This window comes from Ruegeria sp. AD9 (assembly GCF_056542305.1).
Genome location: NZ_JBQFZP010000006.1, coordinates 243,520 through 267,609 on the forward strand (window position 1 = coordinate 243,520; position 24,090 = coordinate 267,609).

21 protein-coding genes are annotated in these 24,090 nt (G+C 57.2%); 6 read left to right on the forward strand and 15 right to left on the reverse strand.

Annotation, left to right across the window (positions count from 1 at the left end):
* Position 1: 1 nt before the first annotated feature.
* From ACR0AM_RS11665 to ACR0AM_RS11680, 4 genes are all read right to left on the reverse strand, one after another.
* Entirely contained in the window at positions 2 to 964 is a 963-nt protein-coding gene (locus tag ACR0AM_RS11665; protein WP_480518634.1) for a calcium/sodium antiporter, read from the reverse strand.
* 171 nt (positions 965 to 1,135) lie between these two features.
* Complete coding sequence (locus ACR0AM_RS11670) at positions 1,136 to 1,933, reverse strand: S49 family peptidase (RefSeq protein WP_480622979.1); 798 nt, start codon at positions 1,931 to 1,933, stop codon at positions 1,136 to 1,138.
* 114 nt (positions 1,934 to 2,047) lie between these two features.
* A complete protein-coding gene (locus tag ACR0AM_RS11675; protein WP_209598717.1) occupies positions 2,048 to 2,809 on the reverse strand; it encodes an ABC transporter permease in 762 nt (253 codons plus the stop codon).
* Complete coding sequence (locus ACR0AM_RS11680; protein ID WP_480474917.1) at positions 2,806 to 3,735, reverse strand: ABC transporter ATP-binding protein; 930 nt, start codon at positions 3,733 to 3,735, stop codon at positions 2,806 to 2,808. Before ACR0AM_RS11680 ends, ACR0AM_RS11675 begins: the two co-directional genes overlap by 4 nt.
* 170 nt (positions 3,736 to 3,905) lie before the next feature.
* Between ACR0AM_RS11680 and ACR0AM_RS11685 the strand changes: the two genes are divergently transcribed.
* On the forward strand, positions 3,906 to 4,994 hold the full coding sequence (locus ACR0AM_RS11685; RefSeq protein WP_480622980.1) for a CaiB/BaiF CoA transferase family protein: 1,089 nt from the start codon (positions 3,906 to 3,908) through the stop codon (positions 4,992 to 4,994).
* 81 nt (positions 4,995 to 5,075) lie between these two features.
* On the opposite strand, the gene hemE is transcribed toward ACR0AM_RS11685, so the two are convergent.
* A complete protein-coding gene (gene hemE / locus ACR0AM_RS11690; protein ID WP_480518314.1) occupies positions 5,076 to 6,110 on the reverse strand; it encodes a uroporphyrinogen decarboxylase in 1,035 nt (344 codons plus the stop codon).
* Positions 6,111 to 6,216: 106 nt separating this feature from the next.
* On the opposite strand from hemE, the gene hemC reads away from it, so the two are divergent.
* Positions 6,217 to 7,182 carry a hydroxymethylbilane synthase gene (gene hemC, locus ACR0AM_RS11695; RefSeq protein WP_480622981.1) on the forward strand — a complete coding sequence of 322 codons (966 nt, stop codon included), beginning with the start codon at positions 6,217 to 6,219 and terminating at the stop codon, positions 7,180 to 7,182.
* Between the two features lie 223 nt (positions 7,183 to 7,405).
* Here hemC and ACR0AM_RS11700 read toward each other — a convergent pair whose 3' ends face one another.
* From ACR0AM_RS11700 to ACR0AM_RS11725, 6 genes are read right to left on the reverse strand one after another with little or no spacing between them, the layout of a single operon-like run.
* On the reverse strand, positions 7,406 to 8,677 hold the full coding sequence (locus tag ACR0AM_RS11700) for an aspartate aminotransferase family protein (RefSeq protein WP_480622982.1): 1,272 nt from the start codon (positions 8,675 to 8,677) through the stop codon (positions 7,406 to 7,408).
* Position 8,678: 1 nt separating this feature from the next.
* Positions 8,679 to 9,782: a mandelate racemase/muconate lactonizing enzyme family protein gene (locus tag ACR0AM_RS11705; protein ID WP_480622983.1), complete on the reverse strand. Its 1,104-nt coding sequence runs from the start codon at positions 9,780 to 9,782 to the stop codon at positions 8,679 to 8,681.
* Positions 9,779 to 10,885 (reverse strand): mandelate racemase/muconate lactonizing enzyme family protein, encoded by a 1,107-nt coding sequence (locus ACR0AM_RS11710; protein WP_480622984.1) that lies wholly within the window; start codon positions 10,883 to 10,885, stop codon positions 9,779 to 9,781. The genes ACR0AM_RS11705 and ACR0AM_RS11710 overlap by 4 nt, the downstream gene beginning before the upstream one ends.
* Positions 10,882 to 11,460: a dimethylsulfonioproprionate lyase family protein gene (locus ACR0AM_RS11715; RefSeq protein WP_480474910.1), complete on the reverse strand. Its 579-nt coding sequence runs from the start codon at positions 11,458 to 11,460 to the stop codon at positions 10,882 to 10,884. The genes ACR0AM_RS11710 and ACR0AM_RS11715 overlap by 4 nt, the downstream gene beginning before the upstream one ends.
* On the reverse strand, positions 11,457 to 12,539 hold the full coding sequence (locus ACR0AM_RS11720) for an alcohol dehydrogenase family protein (RefSeq protein ID WP_480622985.1): 1,083 nt from the start codon (positions 12,537 to 12,539) through the stop codon (positions 11,457 to 11,459). Before ACR0AM_RS11720 ends, ACR0AM_RS11715 begins: the two co-directional genes overlap by 4 nt.
* Complete coding sequence (locus ACR0AM_RS11725; protein WP_480622986.1) at positions 12,539 to 14,992, reverse strand: FAD-dependent oxidoreductase; 2,454 nt, start codon at positions 14,990 to 14,992, stop codon at positions 12,539 to 12,541. The genes ACR0AM_RS11720 and ACR0AM_RS11725 overlap by 1 nt, the downstream gene beginning before the upstream one ends.
* Positions 14,993 to 15,060: 68 nt before the next feature.
* On the opposite strand from ACR0AM_RS11725, the gene ACR0AM_RS11730 reads away from it, so the two are divergent.
* From ACR0AM_RS11730 to ACR0AM_RS11740, 3 genes are all read left to right on the forward strand, one after another.
* Positions 15,061 to 15,948, forward strand: coding sequence for a MurR/RpiR family transcriptional regulator (locus ACR0AM_RS11730; RefSeq protein ID WP_480518298.1), 888 nt, complete (start codon positions 15,061 to 15,063; stop codon positions 15,946 to 15,948).
* Positions 15,945 to 17,033, forward strand: a complete 1,089-nt coding sequence (locus ACR0AM_RS11735; protein WP_480622987.1) for an aromatic ring-hydroxylating oxygenase subunit alpha — start codon at positions 15,945 to 15,947, stop codon at positions 17,031 to 17,033. Before ACR0AM_RS11730 ends, ACR0AM_RS11735 begins: the two co-directional genes overlap by 4 nt.
* Positions 17,034 to 17,270: 237 nt before the next feature.
* A complete protein-coding gene (locus tag ACR0AM_RS11740) occupies positions 17,271 to 17,654 on the forward strand; it encodes a carboxymuconolactone decarboxylase family protein (protein ID WP_480622988.1) in 384 nt (127 codons plus the stop codon).
* Between the two features lie 6 nt (positions 17,655 to 17,660).
* Here the strand turns inward: ACR0AM_RS11740 and ACR0AM_RS11745 are convergent, their stop codons facing one another.
* Both ACR0AM_RS11745 and ACR0AM_RS11750 read right to left on the reverse strand, forming a co-directional pair.
* Entirely contained in the window at positions 17,661 to 19,280 is a 1,620-nt protein-coding gene (locus ACR0AM_RS11745) for a hypothetical protein (RefSeq protein WP_480474904.1), read from the reverse strand.
* A gap of 32 nt (positions 19,281 to 19,312) precedes the next feature.
* Positions 19,313 to 19,624, reverse strand: a complete 312-nt coding sequence (locus tag ACR0AM_RS11750) for a hypothetical protein (RefSeq protein WP_480622989.1) — start codon at positions 19,622 to 19,624, stop codon at positions 19,313 to 19,315.
* A 68-nt stretch (positions 19,625 to 19,692) separates the two neighbouring features.
* On the opposite strand from ACR0AM_RS11750, the gene ACR0AM_RS11755 reads away from it, so the two are divergent.
* On the forward strand, positions 19,693 to 20,634 hold the full coding sequence (locus ACR0AM_RS11755) for a YcaO-like family protein (RefSeq protein ID WP_480622990.1): 942 nt from the start codon (positions 19,693 to 19,695) through the stop codon (positions 20,632 to 20,634).
* An 8-nt stretch (positions 20,635 to 20,642) separates the two neighbouring features.
* Here ACR0AM_RS11755 and ACR0AM_RS11760 read toward each other — a convergent pair whose 3' ends face one another.
* A complete protein-coding gene (locus ACR0AM_RS11760; protein WP_480622991.1) occupies positions 20,643 to 21,851 on the reverse strand; it encodes a hypothetical protein in 1,209 nt (402 codons plus the stop codon).
* 184 nt (positions 21,852 to 22,035) lie between these two features.
* The gene (locus tag ACR0AM_RS11765) at positions 22,036 to 24,018 is read right to left on the reverse strand and encodes a phosphatase PAP2 family protein (RefSeq protein ID WP_480622992.1); all 1,983 of its coding nucleotides are present in this window, start codon (positions 24,016 to 24,018) and stop codon (positions 22,036 to 22,038) included.
* Positions 24,019 to 24,090 lie beyond the last annotated feature (72 nt).

Here is a 24,090-nt window from a genome sequence, read left to right on the forward strand (position 1 = left end):
ATCACACCAGCAATACAGTGACATAAAGCGCATAAAGGAGGGTCAGCACCAGACCCCAAACGCGAGAGATATCCTGCTTGAAGACAACAAAGGGAACCAGAAGCAGTGATGCGCCCAACATGACCCAAAGGTCAAAATGCAGGAAACCGGGATCGACCGGGATACGCCCGAACCAGGTTGCGATCCCGATAATGGCCAGAAGATTGAACATGTTTGAGCCAATCACGTTGCCTAGGGCCACATCAGCCTGCCGGCGCAAAGCGGCCATGACAGTCGTTGCCAATTCGGGCAATGACGTTCCGACCGCAATCAAGGTCAGACCGATAACCGTTTCACTGACACCATAGTTCCGGGCGATGACCGTCGCATTTTCCACCAGCAGGTGCGCCCCCATCGGAAGACCCACAAGCCCGAGGATCAGGTAAACTGATACCTTCCAGTAAGGCATGTCAGGATCGGCTTCTTCCAGGCCGTCTAGATCGTCATCATCCGCACAGGCTTCGCCACAGGCCTTGCGGTGCGCCTTTGCTTCACGAAAGGCATTCGTCAGAACCAGGCCCAAAGCCGCCAGCAGGATCAGGCCGCTGACGACGGTGAATGTTCCACAAAACGCCAACCCTATGAACAGGGCCGTCGCCATCAGCATGAAGGCATAGTTCCTACGGCTGTCGCATTCGCTGGTATGGATCGTTGCCAGCATCGCCGGAAGACCAAGAACCAACAGGATATTGGCCGTGTTTGATCCGACAACATTGCCCAGCGCGATACCCGGTGCGTGTTCCTTGACGGCGCTGATAGCAATCAGCAACTCGGGCGCTGACGTGCCGAAGGCCACAATCGTAAGGCTGACGATCAGGGCTGGGACACCCAAACGCAGGCTCAGGTTCACTGCGCCCCGCACCAAGGCATCGCCTGCCAGCAACAGGATCAACAGGCCAAGACCAGACAACAGCCACGTGGTGATCAAGCCCGGCCTCCTTTTTCACAGGCACAGGGGCCCTTTCCGATGCGGTACCGACCGCATCGCGGACATTTTGCCGAGCTTAGCCTTTTCTGCCCGGGAAACCGCAACTTGCCGAACATTGCCAATACGCCCATTGCGATCAGAAAAAGAGTGACAGCCTTTACGATCACGTCACAAACCGAAACGCGCGTAGGCTGCCCGCTCCTCTAACCCTGCGATGGCGTCCTGCGCCAAGCTGGCCCCAAACCGGGTCCAGATCGGTTTTTTCACGCCATAGCGGCGAAATTTGACCTTGTCGCCGAAACGGTCCTGCATCTTTGGCTTCAGATGTGCGATGCCGTCGATCAACCCCAATTCCTGCGCGCGACGCGCCAGCCAAACCTCGCCCGTGAACAGATCAGCTTCCTGATTCAGCTTGTCCCCGCGCCGATCTTTGACATGCGCAATGAAATTCTCGTGGATATCGCCCAACAACCCTTGCAGGCGGGCCACGTCCTCTTTCTTTTCCGGTGAAAACGGATCGAGCATGGACTTCGATTTCCCGGCGGTGTGGACCCGCCGCTCAAACCCTTGCCGCGCCAGAAAGACATGCGCGCCAAATCCAGCCGAGATCACACCGATCGATCCCAGCATGGAACTGTCATCTGCCCAGATCTCATCCGCTGCGGCGGCCAGCCAATATCCACCGGATGCAGCGACGTCCTCGACAAAAGCGAAAACTGGCACGTCCAGTTCTTCGGACAAACGCCGAATGCGCGCACCGATCATTGAACTTTGGACAGGGGATCCGCCCGGTGAATTGATCTCAAGCGCCACGGCCGCAGGTTTTCCCTTGCGAAAGGCTTTCTCGAGAACCGGCGCCAGCGTTGCGTCGTTCAAAGATCCGCGCCCGGCCATTCCAATGGCGCCGGACAGGCGGACGATGGCCACACAGGGGTGATTTTTGACGAACGGCAGGCTGAGCTTCATGGGTGCCGATGTAGAGTGCCACCAACCCGTAAACAAGGGACTCTTCGAACCTTGAACGCGACGTGAACCAAATTCACAAACTCGACGGGCAAAAATGCAACGCCCCGGCGCGGGTTAGCTGCGAATGCGCCAGCCGGTTTTGAAGATCCAGCCAATGACCGCCAGACACACCCCAGTAAAGGCTATGATGGCCAGCAAACTCAGGGCGATGGGCACATCCGCAAGCCCGAAAAACGACCAGCGAAACCCCGAAATCAGATAGACGACCGGATTGAACAACGTGATCGTCTGCCACAGAGGCGGCAGCATCGAGATTGAATAAAACGTACCGCCAAGGAAGATAAGTGGCGTGACCACAAGCTGCGGTACCAGAGACATCTGTTCAAAATTACTGGCCCATATCCCGATGATAAAGCCCAGCAACGAGAAGCTGAGACATGACAGGATCAAAAACGCCGCCATGGCAAAGGGGTGTTCGATCCGTATGTCGACGAAGAAGGTCGACGTGGCCAGAATGACCAGTCCCACGAACAGCGCTTTGGTGGCCGCTGCACCAACATACCCAATCACGATTTCGATAAAATTCACCGGCGCCGACAGCAGCTCGTAGATGGTGCCCAGAAACTTTGGGAAATAAATTCCGAAAGACGCGTTCGAGATCGACAGCATCACCACCGACAGCATGATCAAGCCCGGCACAATGAACGCGCCGTAGGATACGCCCTCGACCTCCTGAATTCGACTGCCGATGGCGGTGCCAAAAACCACGAAATACAGCGAGGTGGAAAGAACCGGTGACAGGAAGCTTTGCGCCAGGGTGCGAAAGAAGCGAGCCATTTCGAACCGGTAGATTGCAGCGATTGCGGTCCAGTTCATGCCGCCTCTCCGGATACCAAATTGACAAATATCTCTTCCAGGCTCGATTGCCGTGTCTGCACATCGCGCAATACCAGCCCGGCCTGCGACACGTCATTCAACAGGGTCGTTATCCCCGTGCGATCCGCATGGGTATCGTAGGTATAGATCAGGCTATCCCCGGCGCCATTGAGGGTCAGATTGTGGTTGGCCAAATCATCGGGAATCTTGGCGATTGGCTCGGTCAGCATGACGACAATCTGCTTTTTGCCCATCTGCGCCATAAGCGTGTCTTTGTCCTGCACCAAAAGCAATTCACCCTTGTCAATGACGCCGACGCGATCCGCGATGGCTTCGGCCTCTTCTATATAGTGGGTTGTCAGAATGATGGTGACACCGTCCCGTTTCAGCTCAGCCACGATTTCCCACATATCCTTGCGCAGCTCGACATCCACACCTGCCGTCGGTTCATCCAGAAACAAAACACGTGGTTCATGCGCCAGAGCCTTGGCGATCAGCACGCGGCGTTTCATGCCGCCCGACAGCTCCTTGATGGGGTTCTTGCGCTTGTCCCATAGCGAGAGCTTGCGCAGAATGTCCTCGATCCGGGCGTTGTCTTTGCCCAGCCCAAACAACCCGCGTGACAGCCGAACTGTGTTCCAGACCTTTTCAAACGGTTCCAGCGCGATCTCTTGCGGGACAAGCCCGATCATCCTGCGCGCTGCGCGATAATCCGACTGAATGTCGTGCCCGCCGACTGAAACCGCACCGGATGTTGGCGTGGTTATTCCGCAGATCGTCGAGATCAGAGTGGTTTTCCCCGCCCCATTCGGCCCCAGAAGCGCAAGAATTTCGCCTTCTTCAATGTCCAGAGACACACCTTTCAGCGCCTCGAACCCATCGGCGTAAGATTTGCGCAGATCTCTGATGGATAAAATGGTCGTCATATCCGCTCCCCGTTCTGGCACAGACCCTATCGCCCCGAATACAGGGATAACAGGCCCATTCCGTACCATGTGATGAACAACTGCCAAAAGGAAGACCGTCCTCGTCGGCAATCATCCGGCTTGCAATCCCGACACCAGCCAGCAAACTCTGCCGGGAACGGAGGGCCCTGATGCTGAACGGAATACGTGTTGTCGAACTCGAAGGTCTGGGCCCCGGCCCGTTTGGTGCCATGTTACTGGCAGATCTGGGCGCTGACGTGATAACAATCCACCGCAAAGGGGGCGCCGCAACACCGGGTATGCCGGAACGTTCCCTGCTGGACCGAGGCAAAAGATCCATCGCGCTTGATCTGAAGGACGCCAATGATCTGGATACCGCGCTTCGCCTGATCGACACAGCCGATGCGCTGATCGAAGGATTCCGCCCCGGTGTGATGGAAAAACTTGGGCTCGGCCCGGATGTCTGCCTGACCCGCAATCCAAAACTGGTCTACGGGCGCATGACGGGCTGGGGGCAGGATAGCCCGCTGGCCGACACGGCGGGGCATGACCTGAATTACATCGCCCTGTCCGGTGCGCTATGGTATGCTTCGCATCCCGGCCATGCACCGCAGACCCCGCCAACGTTGGTAGGTGATATCGGCGGTGGGGCCATGTATCTTGTGGCGGGCATTCTGGCCGGGCTGATCAATGCTCAGCACACTGGCGCAGGTACTGTCGTTGACGCAGCAATCTATGACGGCTCAGCCCATATGATGAACCTGCTTATGACAATGCGCCAAACCGGCAACCTGTCTGAAACCCGGGGCCAAAGCCTGTTGGACGGTCCGCACTGGAGCAGCACCTACGCCTGCGCCTGCGGCGGCTTTATTTCCGTTCAATGCCTCGAACCAAAATTCTATAAGCAGTTTCTGAACTTACTGGGCCTCACAAACGATACCGAGTTTCAACGGCAATACGACCGTGATCTATGGCCTTCGCTTTCACGCCGTCTAACCGACATCTTCGCCAGTCAACCACGCGACCATTGGGAGGCCCTGTTTCAAGGAACAGATGCCTGCGTTGCTCCTGTCCTCAGCCCGGACGAAGCCCGCTCACACCCGATGAACCTCCATCGCAACAGCTGGCAGGATTTTGACGGCACGTTCCAGGCCGCCGCCGCCCCACGGTTTTCAGGCCATGACTGGACCCCGAAACCCAGCCCCAAGCGCGGCGAGCATACTAAAGAGATCCTCGCAGAGCTCGACGGCCTGCGCTGATCCGCACTTCATCTGGCCCAAAATATCCCGGGGGATGGATTGGCCTCAGGCCAAGAAGGGGGCTGGCCCCCTTTAACCTGCTTACTGCCCGCGTACCGTATCGATCATCAGCTGAACATTCTCAGGATCGGCATCCGGCGTGATCCCATGTCCCAGGTTGAAGATGTGCGGTCCCTTAGAGAACGCCTCGACAATCCGCCGCGTCTCATCCACCAGAGCCTGCCCACCGGTCACCATATGCGACGAGGCCAGGTTTCCCTGTACACAACCATCAACCTGTACATGTCTGGCGGCCCAATCGGGCGACACCGAATTGTCCAGCGCGACGCAATCCACACCCGTCGTCTTGGCAAACCCGACATACCCCTCCCCCGCCTCGCGCGGGAAACCGATCACCGGGATGCCGGGGTGACGCTCCTTGATGGCCTGTGTAATCACACGACACGGTTCCACCGCGTATTTGCGAAACGCGTCACCTTTCAGGGAACCCGCCCAGCTGTCGAAAATCTTGACCACCTCGGCCCCAGCGTCGATCTGAGCTGACAGATACTCAATTGTTGCCTCCGTGATGCGATCCAGAAGCGCCTCGAATAAAGCAGTATCGCTCTCTCGCAGAGCGTGAGCTGGTCCCTGATCGGGTGTTCCACGCCCGGCGATCATGTAGGTCGCGACTGTCCAGGGCGCGCCGGCAAACCCGATCAGCGCGGTCTCAGACGGCAATTCTCGCGACAGGATCCGAATCGTTTCATAAACGGGCGACAATGTCTCATGAATCGCGTCCACCGGCTTCAGCGCTTCAAACTCGGCTTGCCGCGTGATAGTCGACAAACGTGGGCCTTCGCCGGTCACAAACCACAGATCTGCACCCAGCGCCTGCGGCACCAGCAGGATATCGGCAAACAGGATCGCAGCGTCAAACCCATAGCGCCGGATTGGCTGCAATGTGACTTCGGCGGCCAGTTCCGGGTTATAGCATAAAGACAGAAAATCTCCGGCCTGGGCACGGGTGGCCCGGTATTCCGGCAGATACCGACCCGCCTGGCGCATCATCCAGATTGGCGGCACATCCTGTACTTCACCCGCCAGCGCCCGCAGCAGCTTCTTTGTCTCGGCCATATTCGCCCCCAATCTTCCGGTTTTGGCAACGGGTCGTCCTTCGGCGGCAATTTGTCAAGCTCAGCCCCCATTGTCAGGGCAATGTGACGCGACTAAAGCTGTGCACATGACTTTGACCCTGCCCACTCCCGCATCGCCCCTCAGAATTGGCACCCGTGGTTCACCGCTGGCTCTGGCTCAGGCCTATGAAACCCGCCAACGCCTGAGCGATGCTTTCGATCTGCCCGAAGCGGCCTTTGAAATCGTCGTGATCAAAACAACCGGCGACAATCGCGCAATGATCGATGCGGATCGTCCCCTGAAGGAAATCGGCAACAAGGGCCTGTTCACCAAGGAAATCGAAGAGGCGATGTTGCGCGCTGAAATCGATATCGCCGTGCATTCAACGAAAGACATGCCTGTTGAACAGCCTGAAGGGCTGGTTCTGGACACATTCCTCCCGCGCGAAGATGCGCGTGACGCTTTCATCTCACCGTGCCTTAACTCAATCCACGATCTGCCCGAAGGGGCCGTTGTGGGCACCTCGTCTTTGCGGCGCCGGGCACAACTGCTGAACCGGCGGCCGGATCTGAAAGTGGTCGAGTTTCGCGGGAACGTGCAGACGCGGCTGAAAAAACTGGAAGCCGGGGTCGCGGATTGCACTTTTCTGGCCATGGCAGGCATTCGCCGTCTGAACATGGACGAGGTTCCAGCCAGCGCCATTTCTCCGGATGACATGCTGCCCGCGATTGCACAGGGTACCATTGGCATCGAACGGCGCAGCAACGACATGCGCGCGGCTGAAATGCTTGAAGCGATTCATCACGCGGAAACGGGATGGCGGCTGGCCGCCGAACGCACCTTGCTGGCCGCGCTGGACGGGTCTTGCGAAACTCCGATCGCCGGTCTGGCAGAACTGGACGGAGACAACTTAAGGCTGCGCGGCGAAGTCCTGCGCCCCGATGGATCGGAAACCGTGAACAGAGATGTGACCGGTGCTGTCAAAGACGGGCCGGAAATGGCCCGCGCGATGGCGGCGGAACTGCTGGAACAGGCGGGTCCGGGTTTCTTCGACTGGAAAAAATCAAGTTAAATTGAGGCAGTGTGAACTTGATCACTGTGGCTGCCGGGAATCTCAGGCATTAATGTGACATACCGATGAGGAAGTCGGGTCAGTCTCGAAAGTATCGAAAAGTTTTCAGATTGCCGGTGATTTAATCAGTATTCGAGGGGGCGAGGCTGACCCCCGACTTCCAAAGGTAGCGGGTCGCTGTTGAATTCAACAGCGACCCGTTTACGTTGTATACATCCAACCTTCAGGAAATCGCATCAACGGCGTGACGGACAGCGTGGCGGGTCTGTTCCAGATCCGCATCGGTGATCGCCAGCGACGGATAAAGCTTGCCCGGAGACTTGAAGATGCCATGAGCGCGCAGCACTGCATTATAAGTTGCGTTACGCTGTGGATCATCATGGTTTGCACTTCGATAATCGCGGCACTCGGCGTTGGTGAAATAGATGTCAAACAAAGTCTCGTCACCGCAAATCCGATGCGCGATGCCCGCTTCATTCAAGGCATCCGACTGAATCTGCTGCAAGTGTTTTCCAATTGCGCGCAAACGCTCATACGCGCCGTCACGCCGCAGAATCTCCATCGTCTTCAGACCAGCTGCCGAGGCGACCGGATTCCCCGATAGGGTCCCCAACTGCATCAGCCAACCTTCTTCCCCGACCTTCGATTTATCGAAATGCTTCATGATCTCGACGCTGGCACCGAGCGCAGCCAGAGGGAAGCCACCGCCCGTGATCTTACCCAAAGTGCAGATATCCGGTGTGACCCCGTATCGTTCCTGCGCCCCGCCATAAGCCAGCCGGAATCCGGTGACGATCTCATCAAAGATCAACAGCACACCATGTTTATCACACAGGGCTCGAAGGCCCTGCAAATATCCTGGTATTGGCGGGATAATCCGTTGCAAAGGCTCGACCATAATCGCGGCAACGTCGTCATTTTCATCCAGCAAAGCAGTGACGGCTTCCAGATCGTTAAAGGGCGCGATCAGCATTTGCTCGGCCACGCTGTCGGGGATACCGGCGCTGTCGGGAACAGCCTGCGGGAAATTAACTCTGCGGCTTGGGGCAAGGCTCATCTGCGCCTCGGCGCTCATACCGTGGTAACCGCCTTCAAACTTCAGGATCTTGCTGCGCCCGGTATAAGCCCGCGCCAGGCGAATCGCATACATGTCGGCTTCGCCGCCCGACGCGACAAAGCGCACCTGCTCGCAGCAGGGAACGGCGTCGATGATGGCCTCGGCCAGTTCGATTCCTTTTCTGTTATTGGCAAAAAACGTCATCCCTTTGGGCAGCTGTTCCAAAACGGCTTCCATCACTTCAGGGTGGCCATGGCCCAGCAGCATCGGACCCGACCCGATCAGATAATCGACATATTCGTTGCCGTCCTCGTCCCAGACTCGGCTGCCTTCACCACGGGCGATGATGATTTCGGGATCAAAGTTGCCAAACCCCCCGGCGGGCAGAACGTCATTCGCGCGTGCAATCCACTCGGATTGTGTTCGGATTTTCAGCATCTCAGTCGATCTCCATAATTGGGGTGCCGAGAATATCGAGGTCCGGCACAACACCTAAACCCGGACCTTCGGGCGGAACAATCCGGCCGTTTTCACGAATTGGTGCATCAGGACACAGATGTGGGGCCACGTAAGAAGACAAGTCGCACGTGTTCATCAGAGAACCTTTCGGCGTCGACGCCGCAAAGTGAAGTGAAGCCGCAGTAATAATATCAGACCCCCATGTGCATTCCGCGCATATCTCAGCGCCCAGATGCACGGTCAGATCCCGAGCACGACGCATTGCCGACAATCCGCCGAATTTCGAAAGTTTCAGCGCCACTGCATCCATGCACCCCAGTTCATGCGCACGCATAAGCGAGGCAAGATCAAAGGCACTCTCGTCGATTTTCATCGGAAGACCGGTAGCCTGACGGACAGCGGCACAGTCTTCCAGCGTTTTGCAGGGCTGTTCCAGCATCACGTCCAGATGTGCCACCGCACGCCCGGTTCGGGTCGCCTGCAAGCGCGATGCCCCACAATTCCAGTCACCATATACCAACGGCCCGGTTCCCACGGCTTCGCGCACTTTGATCAACCGTTCGGCATCCGCCTGCCAATCTCCCTCGACGCCCAGCTTGACCTGAAACTGGCGGATGCCGGTTTGAAAAGCGGATTTGGCAATGCGCGCCATCTCGTCCGGTGCAATGCAAGTAATTGAATGATAGAGTGGCATATTTGCCTGCGTTCGCCCACCCAACACCGCATAAACCGGCAACCCTGCCGCCTGACCGAACAGGTCCCAAAGCGCGATATCGACGATTGATTTCGCGTATTGATGCCCTTGCAATAGCCCGTCCAGCTTGCGCATTGGGGCGTCTATACCAAAAGGAGTGATCCCGAGGATTTCAGGCCCCATCTCAGCAATGGCTCCCGGCACCCCATCCGCATAGGCCGGCAGGTAATGCGGGATCGGGCAGACCTCACCCCATCCCCTGTGACCGGTATCCGTTTCAAGGCTCAGAATATGGGATTTCACAGTGGCACAAGTCTTGCCGTCAGCCATGTGGTACGTTTCGTGACTTGTCAGATCGACAGACCAGAGCGTTATCTTGTTGATTTTCAAGCGTATACTCCCACTGGATCACCTAATGTGCTTTCATCCGGATGAACGCCAAGTCCAGGCTCTTCTGGCAGGTGCAAGTGGCCATCAACATTCCGAGGCCCACGTCCCCCGGCAATATCGACCGCGATCATGTCCTGACAGGCCCATACGGCAAGGCAGTTGTTATCCGGGATGGTCGCGGCCAGATGCAATGCTTCGGTATCGGCCAGAACCGTACCGCCAGTGGCCATTACGAACATGTCTATCCCATGGGCCAACGCGATATCCCGCATGCGCGCAGCCTTGGTCAGCCCGCCGACGCGGTTCAACTTGATCCCGAAAATCTGAGCCAGACCATCGCGGGCGATACGGGCCGCATCCTGTAAAGTCACAAGGCTTTCGTCCACTGAAACGGGCGACGAATGAAGCCCCGAGATTGCAGCAATGTCATCCAGCGTCTCACAAGGTTGTTCGAACATGACATTGAGGTCCGCGCAGGTGCTCATCACACGCAACGCTTGCTGACGCGTCCAGCCACGATTGACATCATAAAGAACGATCTCGCCGGGTCGCCGAATACTCTCGACATCGCGAACACGCGCGATGTCCCGTTCAACGTCACCACCGATCTTCACGGAATGGGCGATGTAGCCCCGCTGGCGATAACGCTCTATGACCGCGCGCGTTTCGTCGACGGATTTCGCCCCGACCGAGGACGCAATCGGGCGCGGTGTCCGCGATCCACCCCCCATCAGATCGGCAATCGGCACACCCGCCGCCTGACCCGCGATATCCCAGCAGGCCATATCAATTGGGCTTTTGGCATAAAGGTGCCCGGGCAAGGCAAGATCCATCGCCCGTTCCACCTCCAAAACCCGTCGCGGATCCAGGCCCAGAATGAACGGCGCCATCGTTTCAATTCCGGCGCGGATACCCGGTCCATGCGCGGGCACATAGGTATGGCCCCATGGGGTCCCTTCACCCCAGCCAACAAACCCCGCATCGGTCTCGATTTTCACGAGTGTCGCGTCAAGGGTTTCGAATTTCAGCCGCCCACCAGACAACCAATATGGATGCTCAAGCGGGAGATCGATGTGATATACAGTGATAGCTTTGATCTTCATGCGATATCCATCCGGGGCAAGTCACCCATGCCTTCACCGCGCCACAGGACATAGGTCAGGATCGGCTGATCTGTGGTGACCATGGCATGACTTTGCCAACTTGCGTGCAAGCGCGTTTGATTGGCACCAATATAAGTTTCGTCCCCATCGACCTTGAACAACGCACCTCCGCCAAGAACGAGGTAGAGTTCTTCGGCCTGATGGCTGTGCCAATCGTAATTCAGGCCAGCCCCCCAATACGCGATGTAGCCGCGCAGCAGGGTCGAGTGAAAATGTCCGGTTGGACCGAACAGCTCATAATAGCCGTATCGGTTCAGGAAATCCGCACCAACTTCGTCTTCAGTGTAGGTGTGTTTCCAATGTGCCAGATGCGCCGTCGCTTTGACCGCCGTGATCAGGTCACGGGTTGGCGCGTCTTCAACAAGGTCGAAGGCTGCCACCAGTCTCGTTGCGGGAATGGGTGCGGGATCCAACCCCGTCGGGGTCAGATTACCCGGCCAAGACGCGAACGCAGCCAGATCCGGATGCGCATGGTGCATTTGCCGGGCAGCTTTAAGAACATCGTCAAGCGTCATGGCATCACCACGATGTTGCCGGCGTGCTCTTTCGCAATGAACGCGGCTTGCGCATCTCGGAGATCCTCCAACGGGTATGTCGCGGCAAGCGCTGGCTGGATCTCACCAGCCTCGATGTATGTTACGAGGTTCTTCATGACCTGAGGATCAATGACGGTCGAACCGGTGAAGGTCAGGTCGCGCAGGTAGAATGTGCGCAGATCAAGTTCGACGATCGGGCCTGCAATTGCGCCCGAACAGGTATAGCGGCCACCCCGTTCCAATATGTCGATCAGGTTCGGCCAGTATGGTCCGCCCACGACATCTGCGACCACACTGATCTTTTCTACGCCCAGCGCCTCGCGCAGGTTCGCAGGAGCGCGTGGCAGAATGACGTCAGGGCCAAGCCTGGCCACGTCCGCGTGTTTGGATTCGGATGCCATCGCGATCACCCGTGCGCCGCGCCGTTTGGCCAGTTGCACAAGCGCACCGCCCACACCGCCGGAAGCACCTGGAACCAAAACCGTATCCTCGCCGGTCACATTGGCACGGGTCAACATGCCTTCGGCGGTGGAGTAAGAGCAGGAAAAAGTTGCCAGTTCAGCATCCGTCAGGTTCGAGGTGATTGCCACAGCATTCACCGCCAGAGTTGTCGCGTATTCGGCAAAACCACCATCCCGTTCCGAGCCGAAATAACCAGTCTTGTCCATATTGTCGGGTTCCACCGGGTCGCGCAGCCAGCCATCCGTGATAACACGCTCACCAATACGCCCCCGGTCAACACCGTCGCCGACGGAAACGATATGCCCGCAGATATCGGCCCCTTGAATTCGCGGGAAGGTGATCGGATTACCGCCCCAAGTGGGATCATCTTCGCCAACCTCTTCAAACGCACCACCGGTCGTCGCGGCTGTGACCGTCTTGGAGTACCAACCTGATCGCGTGTTGACGTCCGTATTGTTCAGCCCACATCCCGCAACCTTGATCAGCACTTCACCCTCCGCAGGTTCAGGACGCGGCCAGTTATCGTGCCAAACTATCTGCTCTAAACCTCCATGGCCCATCGTGACCATGGCTTTCATTGTGGTGGGCAGGTTCATCAGGCGGTCTCCACTACTGCGTCTATGCGGGGCAGCAGGCTGTCTGGATCGTAGGCGGGCTTATCCAGTACTCTGGCCGGACGCGGCTTGCCGTGAATCACGACCTCCAATTCGGTTCCCGCTTTTGCTGCTTCGGGTTTGATGTATGCAAAGGCCAATATCTTACCGACCGTGTGACCGAACGCGACCGAAGCCGTCGAGCCTATGACACGCCCGTCCAGCATCACCGCCTCGCCTCCATGGCCGTCAATTTCGCCATCCGGCTCGATTTGCAGATAGGTACATATCCATGGCAAATCGGTGTTCAGCGTCTTGTCCCTGCCCAGGTAGTCCTTGCCCGTACGGGCAAAGCGCAGCGCGTCAGCTTCGGCCAGCGTGACCTCGTTGGTCAGCTCACCTGCCCCTTTGAAGCCCTTCTCCATCCGCATCACGTTCATGGCGAAACTGCCATAGTCTGCGATGCCATACGCCTCGCCCGCAGCCCATAGCGCATTGTAGACATCAAGGCAGGCGGCGTTGGGCATATGCAGCTCCCAACCCAGTTCACCCGCGTAAGACATGCGAAACGCCCAGAGTTTATGACCGGCAATCGTGACCTCTTGCGCCGACAGCCAGCGGAACCCGGCATTGCTCAGATCGGTATCCGTACAGCGCGCCAGAACTTCGCGTGATCTGGGGCCGTTCAGCGACAAGGCAGACCAATCAGAAGACAGCGCGGTGATCTGCACATCTTCACCCTTGCGCTGATGCGCCAAATGATCAAGCAAACGCTGTTCGAAGAACGCAGCACAGACCAGATAGAAGCGGTCTTCGGCCATGCGGACAATCGTAGTCTCCAACTCGATCCGGCCACGGCGGTTCAGCATATGGGTCAGTGTGATCGAGCCAACCTTTTGCGGCATCCTGTTAGCAGTCAACCGATCCAGCAGAGTATAAGCATCGGGCCCCGATACTTCGACTTTGGTGAAGGCAGTGACATCCATGATCCCGACACGTTCCCGCACGGCTTTGACCTCGGTCGCGACCATATCGTCGGCAGGAGTGCGGCGGAAGGAATAGTGATCGCGTTGTTCCACGCCATCGCGGGCGAACCAGCGGGGGCGTTCGAAGCCATAGACCTCTTCATGTACCGCGCCTTTTGATTTCAACAACTCATACAGTGGCGACGGCTTGATCGGACGCCCTGCAAGTCGATTGAAGTGTGGAAACGGGATTTCGTGACGTAAGCAATAATCTTCTTCCGCCTTGGTCACCTGCCAGTCTTTGCTGGCATAGCTGCCAAAGCGGCGCGGATCGAAATCCCGCATCGAGATATCGGCAGCCCCATGCACTATCCAGCGGGCCAGTTCACGGGTCAGACCCGGCCCCCAGCCGATGCCGATCTGCGTCCCGCAACAGCACCAGTAATTTCGCACACCCGGCGCAGGACCGATCAAGGGGTTGCCGTCCGGCGGATGTGATATCGCCCCATGCACATCACGTTGAATGCCCAGTTCGGAAAAAATCGGCATCCGGTTCAGACTTTCCTCTAGCCATGGCATTACCCGGTCATAATCCGCGTCGAACAACCAGTTCTCGTACTCCCAAGGGCAATGATCATGCCAGACCGAGCTCGGATTCTCTTTCTCGTATATTCCGATCAGGCCGCGCTGCTGCTCCATCCGGATATAGCCCGAGACTTTGCGGTCATCGCGGATCACCGGCAGTTCCTTGTCCAAGTTCTGGAATTCGGGCACTGGCTCAGTCACGAAATAATGGTGCGTCATTGACGTCATGGGCAGTTGCAGCCCGGACCATTCGCCCATCTGGCGCGCGTAGGTGCCGCCCGCGTTCACCACATGCTCACAGATGATGGTGCCCTGTTCGGTCTCAACAATCCATTCGCCGTTTGCGCCCTGCGTGATGTTCGTCGCCCGGCAGCTGCGGAAGATGCGCACGCCCTTCTGGCGTGCCCCGGCTGCCATCGCCATGGTCACATTGGTCGGATCCACATGCCCGTCATCCGGTGTATGCAGCGCGCCCAGAACACCATCAAGGTTATAGAATGGATGCAGTTCAGCCACCTTCTCGGGACCGACAAGTTCGATATTGAAACCCAGCGACCGGCCCACTGACAGGGTATGGCGCAGCCAATCCATCTCATCCTCGGTATATGCGAGACGGAACGAGCCGCAGCCATGCCATGTGACAGGCTGCCCTGTCTCGGCCTCAAGCAGGCCGGAATACAAACTGATGTTGTAATCGACGCATTTGCCCAGACCAAAGCTTGAGGTTGAATGCGTAATCTGCCCTGCCGCATGCCATGTACTGCCGCTGGTCAGCTCGGCCTTTTCCAGCAGAACAGTCTCTTCGCCCCAGCCTTCATGGGCCAGATGGTAGGCCAGACCAACGCCCATGACGCCGCCTCCGACGATGACCACGCGTGCGTGTGACGGCAGTTCATTCCCGGACATGATTTTTCCTCTTCCCGAGTCGCTTTTCTGCTCGACAGGCTAATTCCACATTTGTACCATCGTCAATCATGAATGACACAAATGTATCATCAACTGTTCTGGACCGCCTGACCGAAGAGTGGGACGCCCTGACCCCTGAGGCGCAGAAAGCCGCGCGTTACGTTCTGGAGAACCCTACGGATGTAGGGGTCTCAACCGTGCGCGAAATTGCCGAGGCGGCAAAGGTCAAACCCAACACATTCGTGCGCATGGCACGGCAAGTGGGGTTTGAAGGGTACGAAGATTTTCGCGAACCCTTTCGCGACGCGATCCGAAAAGGGCGCGTGTCGTTTCCAGACCGTGCCAGATGGCTTCAGGACATCGGCAAATCCGGTGAATTGGGCGGCCTGTATGCCGATATGATCGGCGCCGCGATCCGGAATATCGAGGAAACATTTGCAGGGATCGACGCGAACCGCCTGAAATCTGCTGCCGAAGTCATCTGGAATTGTCGCCAGATTTTCACACTCGGCGTGGGCGTCAACAATTCCAACGCGCGCAACTTTACCTATCTGGCTTCGACCGGGATGAAGCAGTTTCATGCAATCCCCCGCCCCGGTTCAACCCCGGTAGACGATCTTGCATGGGCGGATGAACAGGACGTGCTGATTGCGATCACCTGTCATCCCTACCGAACCGAAGTGATCGAGGCGGTCAAACTGGCACGTCAGCAGGGCCTGACTGTCATAGGTATCTCAGACAGCCCGGCCAGCCCTGTGATCCGGAACGCCCATCACGGGTTTGTCGTCGCAGCAGATACGCCGCAGTTTTTCCCATCATCCGTTTCGACCATCGCGCTGCTGGAAACGCTGCTGTCTTTCGTGATCGCGGTATCCAGCGACGAGATCGTCGAACGGGTCGAACGTTTCCATCGTCGCCGCCATCAGCTTGGCATCTATGCGGAGGAACCCGAATGAATGTACCCCTGACCCATTCACTGGACGCGCGCTACTATACGGATCCCGCCATTTTCGAGAAGGAGATACAGGGGCTTTTGGCCCGAACATGGCAGTTCGCAGGCCATGTCGCGCAGGTTCGGGAAACAGGGGATTACTTTGCTTTTGAGATCGCCGGGCAAAACCTGTTCTGCATTCGCGGACGCGATGGCGAAATTCGCACTTTCTATAACGTCTGCCAGCACCGCGCGCACGAAATGGTCTCGGGCGCAGGAAACACCCGCGTTGTCGTCTGCCCTTACCACGCGTGGACCTATGAATTGTCAGGTCAGTTGCGCGCGGGCCCAAATATCAAATCCGTCCCCGGATTTGACCGCAGTGCAATCTGCCTGACGGCGGTCCGGACCGAAATCTTCAATGGGTTCATCTTCGTCAATCTCGACGAAAACGCAGCCCCGATGGATGACTGGTATCCCGGAGTGCGGCAGGAAATCCGTACATTTGTCCCACATATCGACGAGCTTGAGCCGCTGGAATGGGTCGAGATCCCTGAACACTGCAACTGGAAGGTCAGCGTCGAGAATTATTCGGAATGCTATCACTGCCCGAACAACCACCCGACTTTTGCTGAAGGTGTCGTCAAGCCCGAAACCTACGACATCCAACCCGATGCAGGCGGCGGTTTCGTGCTGCGCCACACGACCGAATGTCAAAGTCTCGACAAGATGACTTACCCTATCGACCTGTCGGTGCCTCATGCGGGCGATTACCAGTCTTGGTTCCTGTGGCCTATGTTTTCGTTCCAGTGCTACCCGGGCAATGTGCTGAACACATATCACTGGCACGCAAGTGACACGGATCACTGCACCGTCTGGCGCGGTTGGTACACTGAAGGTGGTTCGGAAAGCGCGGTGATCCGGCAACTGGCCGTTCAGGACAGGGAAACAACGGTCGAAGAAGACATCCGGCTTGTGGAATCCGTCCATCGCGGCCTCAGATCTCGCGGTTACCGCCCCGGCCCGCTGGTGCTGGATCCGGGTTGCGGTGTGATGTCCGAACACTCAATCGCCAAGTTGCAACAATGGATGCGCGAGGCCGTGGAATGAAACCCGCCCTTGGCAGACATAACCTGTTTGCCCTGCCCTTGAGCGGATAGATCAACCACGCTGATGCTCAAGGAATGGCACCCTTGCGAAATCGACCGGCCCTGGCCTAAAGCCACGCAGGTATAACGACATAGTGGACCAGCCACACCGGTTAAAACAGATGCACCAGTTGTTAATTTCGCACTACGATCCTGCATACAAACACCGCCTGACACGCTGACAAACCGGAGACCCACAATGGCTGACTTATTTGACGAAGACCTGTTCCTGAAAGGGTTGGAACAACGGAGGAATACACTGGGCGCAGAGTATGTAGAAAAGAACCTTGCAGCGGCTGACGATTTCACCCGCCCGTTTCAGGAAGCCATGACCGCCTGGTGCTGGGGTTTTGGCTGGGGGGATGACGTGATCGACGCAAAAACGCGGTCGATGATGAACCTGTCCATGATCGGCGCTTTGGGAAAGATGCATGAATGGGAAATCCACTGCCGCGGCGCCATCACCAACGGGGTCACCAAAGAAGAAATACGCGCCATCATCCACGTGGTCGGGATTTATTGCGGCGTTCCGCAAGCATTGGAGTGTTTCCGCGTCGCCCGTAAAGTGCTGGAAGACAAATAAACGCCATCAAAGACCAGCTTCGGCCAACAGTCGCGCGCCTTCGTCATAGTATTTTCTGTTTTTGAAACAGCCGGGCCAGGCCCAGCGCTCGGCCGTAAATCCGGGCTGCAATTCCAGGATGCGACGGGCGTGCCGACGTGCCAGTGACTGGTTGCCTGCCGCAGCGGACAACATGCATAACACGACCCGCGCCCGCACGCTGCCGGGGTCCACTCGCAAGACATTATGCGCGTGCTGCCATGCTGCCTTGTCTTCCGAGAGGGCAAGGGTCATTGACAAGTTCGCCTCGATCCAGATCGGCGGGTGCGGAGTTAACGCAAGAGCTTGCCGATACGTGGCTATTCCGTCCTCAAGCCGGTCGTCATACATCAACAAGACACCATAATAGCCCAGCAATTCGGGGCTGCTGTGGAACCGCTCAAGAACCTTGCGCATCAGCTGGCAAGCCTTGGCAGTATGGCCAGCAACATTTTGGGTAAACGCTTCGAGCGCGGCACAATAGGGATCCGCCGGGTGTTTTTCACGCATGATGGCGCAGTCGGCCTCGACCAGAGCCAGCGTTTGTTCCGGCGAATCTTCCATGCCCAACCGGATCAGATCCAGGCGGCAGAATCCGACAGCGATCCGCGCAGGCAGATAGTCCGGATCGCGCCGCAAACAGACCTCATACTGGCGGATGGCACGAAACAGGCCGTCCTTGGTCGTAAGGCTTTCCTGAATGCGGCCATTCTGAAATGCCGTCCAAACTTCGGTGGATGTAGCGTGTGCTGACCAGATATCGGACCAGTGACCATCCCGCAGCCGCAACTGAAGCGCTTCGACAACTTTCATTGCGATTTCTTCAACGGCGTCAAACGTATCCTTTTCCCGAAACCGGAAACGTTCGGTCCACAGGCACACCTGATCCACAGTTGACGTCAATTGTGCTGCCACGCGCAGCCCTTCGGCCCCTACCACGCTGCCGCTTAGCATATAACCGTCGACAGGCCCTTCCTGTCTTCGCGCATCGCGCAATTCAATGACATCCGACAACGTGCCCAAAAGGAAAAGCAATTCGTCCCGGATCGAGGCCGCCGCCACGTTGATGTTGTTATCGTCACCAATTACTTCAAACGGCTCGACAACAATTGCTGGTCTCTGGCGCCCCCAATGGGATGGAAAGCGCGCGCCAACCGGAACGGGCGCGTTTTCATCAAAACCAACATCCCAATAAGCTTGCCGTTCAACGGCCAACCAGTCTTCAAATTCCGGGTCTGCAACATCCAACCCTTCCAGAAGCTCGGCGCGATCCGGTTGAAGCGGTTCATCAAACAAATCAATTTCAAGCGCTTTCAGGTCGATGGAGACATTCTCGCGCCCGATGTCCAGAAACCCCAGACCGAACCCGGCCAGATGCTTGGTCAGGACACTAAGTTCCTTGCGCAACGATGCCGCACCCTGTGCGGGTGAGCTTTTGCTCCAAAGCTTGTCTTGCAGCCAGGCCCTGCTGCGAACAGCATTTTTAGACAACAACACCAAGGCGAGAAGCGCTTTCGCCTTGGTGCCGCGTGGTGTTGCATCCTGGCCGTCGTCGCAAATCACCTGAAACGGACCGGTCAGGAATATCTTGGTTTTTGCCTTACTCAAATAAACTCCTCAGGCAAGTTCAGACACTGCGGTCAGGAACCACAGCCATAAACGACAATGCCACCCATCGCTTCGTAGGCCAGCTTGCAGCACCATGACTGGTGATCGGGATTTGGGTCTGGCTCTTTATCGCTCAGATCGGGGATGACAATGTGAACCCTGTCCTTGGAATCATAGACGAACTCCACCGCAGGATTACCAACATCCGAAAGGATGTCATGTATCTTCTGCTCAGCCGCATCGCGATCTTCTGGCGACCCCAGCGCGTTGCTCCGGGCGGCGTTCAAAACTTCACACCCAAGATCCTTAAGTGTGTATTTCGGATTAATAGTCAAACGAGCCATACTAAAAGTCCTTTCTTAACAACCACAACCATTTGTATAACCCGCTACATACCTATCCGGAAACAAAAATGACCGACGCGCTGATTGAACTGGCCGAAAACGCAGGGCTTATTTCCGGACCTTCTTTTGCTGAATTTCCCAAAGGTGCTCCGATCCACACCGCCTTTCGCATGATCAATTTGCGAAACGGAACAGTGCCACCCGCTGGCGCAATGAAACATCGCGTGTCCTTCGGCACTGCGCGTAACCGGAACGAAGCCGCACGGCTTTCGGGTTTCGAAGCGATCGAACGTTATGCGCTGCAATACAGCGCGGATTCGCCTGAAACCCGCGAGAGCCTGATTTCATCGGACGGTGCCACGCATTTTCTGCCACGTGATGCCCTTGCTCTGGGTGCGCCGGGCAGCGACGGGCAGATCACGTCGAAGGGGGCCGCAGCGGGACCAACGCATGAGGCCGCTGCGCTATGGGCCGCGCTTGAATGTCTGGAACACGCGCTTGGACCACGTGGGTTCGACCAAGTGTTGCCCGAAACAGCGCTGCCGCGCGATCTGACCCGCTGGCTGAACACCTACCTGCGCAATCTGAGCGTTCACCTTCGCGTGGTTCCGGCGGTCGGCTTGCTACTGCGTGCGGTCTGCGCCGATGCGGATGGCGGGCGGCCAACTTACGGAACGGCTTTTTCCGCCGATCTGGCGACAGGTGTCTGGCACGCGGCATGCGAAGCGGTTGTGTCCTGGCGCAATATGGTGACGCTTGACCACACCGGCGTGACAGATGACTCGATGAATGAGGAACAGGCACGCTTGTTTCGACTGTATCGCGGCGCGCGAAAGGATCGCCCGGCAACTCCGGCATCCTCTTTCGATGTGGATGCCTGGCAAAGCCCCGACCCGACGCTGATGGCTGTATTGACAGCGGCGGCCAACGCTGCCGGGCATCCGATTGCCATATTCGATATGACGGCGCCGGAAATACCTTTGCCCGTGGTCAAAGCCGTGCCGGTTTGAAACCTTTGTCAGTGACTGAATTGGCGAGTTAGCGCTACGTTGCCAATGACCTCGGTTTCGGTCCGGTCCACAAATTCAGAGATCTGTTTGCATCTTTGGGTTTCTGGAAGTCCACAAACGATGTCGCCTGGATCAACAGGCGGGACTTCAACAAATTCGACCCTTGTGATCGCGCGTGGTTTGGCCGCTACTGTTATCAAGGGGCCAACTTCGATCAGGCTGGCAAGCGCGTAACCCGACACAGGCCGTGCGGTTGGCCCAGTTCCCATGGTGATATCGTCCAGAAACCGGGGATCATCGTCGCCCGGCCCGAACTCAAGGCGCATGGGCATTCCAGCTTCACCGCGCTGATAACGCACCCAATCTGTCGGCACATTCACCGCATCCACGAAGAGTTCGGAAATGTGAAACGCCCGAAAATAAAGCCCCAGAGGATTCACGAATGCCATCGCGCGCCCTGTCGGTGTCGCCGTGCCCTTGGAGAAGGCCAGATCAAGGGCTTCACCCGCCAAACCAGATCCCGCATGGCGACAATACAGATCCTGTCGGTTGGCAAAATGTAACACCTCACAAAGCCGCGCGGGCCTTCTGTTTTCACCATGGCCGACAACATAGGGAAATGAGGAAAGATGCATTGTGGCGATCAGGTCGCTCAGGCTGTTTGTCTCTGTGATCATGAACAAAGCATGTTCGATATTCAACGGATGCTCTGGTGGATGGGCAAAATCTGTTCCCACCAGTCTTTTGTGAAAACGAGCGATGCGTTGAGGCACATCCATCTCGCACCAATCTGCTCGCGAAACCTCGAACAGCTCTTCGCAGGAATATGAACATCTGGATGCGGTTTCGACGACCGAAAGGAAGTGATTCAGATCGAACACTGCCATGGTTCTCCACCACTCCATCAGTTCGGTCGTGGCGACAAAGCGCTTCGGCCGCATTTTGCCGTCGGAATCGGGACGTAAAATCAGCGCATATTCCAAAAATTCATTGTGCAGTTCAGCCCGGCTTGCCCATCCCTGATCCGAAAGACTGGCGGCCAGTTCCTCGCCCAGACAATCCCGGGGTTCGCGCGGGTTGGCAGACCATTTGAACCCCGTCGATATCTGACCATCGACGATGTCGTCTGGGTCCATGACCAAGAACGGGCTCACTCCATTGCCATCGAACATCCCTTCAATTCTCGAGTTCCAATCCGACAGGGCAGCTTCACTCACCCCCCTATCGGCGCAACCTGGCGATTGAAAAACAGCCATCACCGAACACCGATCCGTATCTGAAATGCAGGGCTGATCTGCCATCAATAATTGCCACGGCAGTTCCAGCCTGGTTCGAGAGATCATCATCGTTGACGGGCACGGAAGCATCATGAAAAATCTCCCTCCGAAAAAAATTGAAACTTCATCCGCCCCAACCTGCCTGTTCTGGCAGGTGGCGGGTCCACCACAATTCAGGCGAACTATTGGCAACGTGGATTTCACTGCCAGAAGACCGATTACCCAAGATGCTGAGATGATCGCCGTCAAAAGTCTCAAGCGACACTTTCGATGACGTCGGTGATTTTGCCATATGTTCTGCCAGAATGCCGACCGCGATACGCTCACCCATCCGGATACTGTCGAAATAATCGCTGTAGAAATGAACGCCCGCCAGGTTGCGCCCAAGTGCAATATTCGCAGCGAGCTTGTTCAACTCGCCATTTAGCGTCAGGCAGTCTGCACTGTCTTCCGGTCGGGTCGAGCCGATCAGGGTCTTACCCCCCGCAGCTGGCACAAGGACCCGAGGCAGACCGGCCGAGGCCAAAGACACCCGTGATCCATCCAAAGCGTGCGTTCTGAAGAAAGCTTTGAGCACAGTGACGCACGCCCCGGCAACGGCACCATGAGCCGCCCCATAAGACGGGTGCATTGGCGACCCTTCGGGATAAGCAACCGGAAGCAGTAAGTTACGGTCATTTCGCGGCAGGCCCTTATGGGAAATGGCGTTATGCGCAAACCTCTTAACCGAAGGCGAGGCGGCGATTGCATCCATAAGACTGAAACCTTCGCTTGCCGCAGCTTCGAGTTTACTCAGATGAGCCGCGGCAAAAGGCTCGGCCGCGCCAAGAGTTGCGCCGTGACCGTTTGCCATCAAACTCGTCACACTGCCCAGCTTTTCAGGCCGGGCACGATTGTGCACCTGAAACGTCTGACGTTTCGCGGCCCTCAGGGCCCGTGCCCCGGCTTCCGTCAGCAGGGACAAAACATGTGCGCCGCCCCAGGCAGAGCCAGGATCACGCACACCGGCATATCCATCCTCAGGCAGACCTTCGTCTGTCGGAGTGCCCTGTCCAAGCATCAGCAGGCAGGCATTGAAAAAAGTCTGATAAATTCTGTCAAAATGCACGTAAGAGGCAAGGTCGCGCGGTGTTTCAATGAATTTCGTTCCGTCGCTATCAAAGGCTTGTTCGGCCGTCGTGTCCGCCCCATTCTGAACGTCCAGCCACTCAGCCCAATCCCGCAGATAGTCCACGCCCGCCGCCTGCGGCAAGATCTTCTGGTCGATCCTCAATGCGCCGAAGGGAACAGGCCCGGCGGCCATTGCCTGCGTCAGCTTATGCTTCTGCCGGCGCGCTTGATCTGCTGTCAGTGGATCGTGGCCTTGTACCAGGAACTGCGACAGGTACGGCCCCTGCGCACAGCCCTGCGAGCAACCACGAAACAGGGTTTGAGGGGTCAGGCCGCCACCATCCCGAACCCGCCGCGCCGCCGAAACCTTTCCAATCTCAGCGCCATCGGCGTCCCGAGGGCTGCCATCGCGCCGGAACCATTCCAACTGACCAAGCGCACCAGCCACGTTGGCCGCATCACCGGCACCATCCCTGATGGATTCGAACGGTACATCCCGCAGAATGGCCATCGCGTAGATCTCGGCCATCTCCGCCGCCAGCTCATCCGAGCCAAGCCGGGGCGCGGGGGCAATACCCAAACCCCCGGCGTCACATCCGTTGAGACCAAGCCGATGGCCCAGGATTGGCCCTTCCCACGCACGCCACCTAAATTCACCACCCTCTGATGGCGCGGTGCGGAAGGGCCCGGAATAGGCTGGCATGTCGAACAACGCCAACCGATTGCCAAAATTGTCGGTGCAGGTCGGATCAGCCACTTCTTCCAGAAACTCGGTATAGACCTGCGCGTCGACAATTCCGTTTACGTCATGACGCAACCCCTTCGAGAAATTCGTGGGCCATGTTCCTTCAAAAAGGTCCGATTCACCGTTGTGATCCTTGAAAACCTCCTGAGAGGAACGCTCCAACACACTCAAACGGCGTCGACCCCGGCCTACCTTTTGATTGGCTTCATAAGGGTTCTGCCATGGTTCAGACGGAACGGTATGTTGCGACATGATGTTCTCCTCATCGACAACAGAACGAATCGCATCACGGCGTTACCGGATCGTGACTTCCAAAAAGGGAAC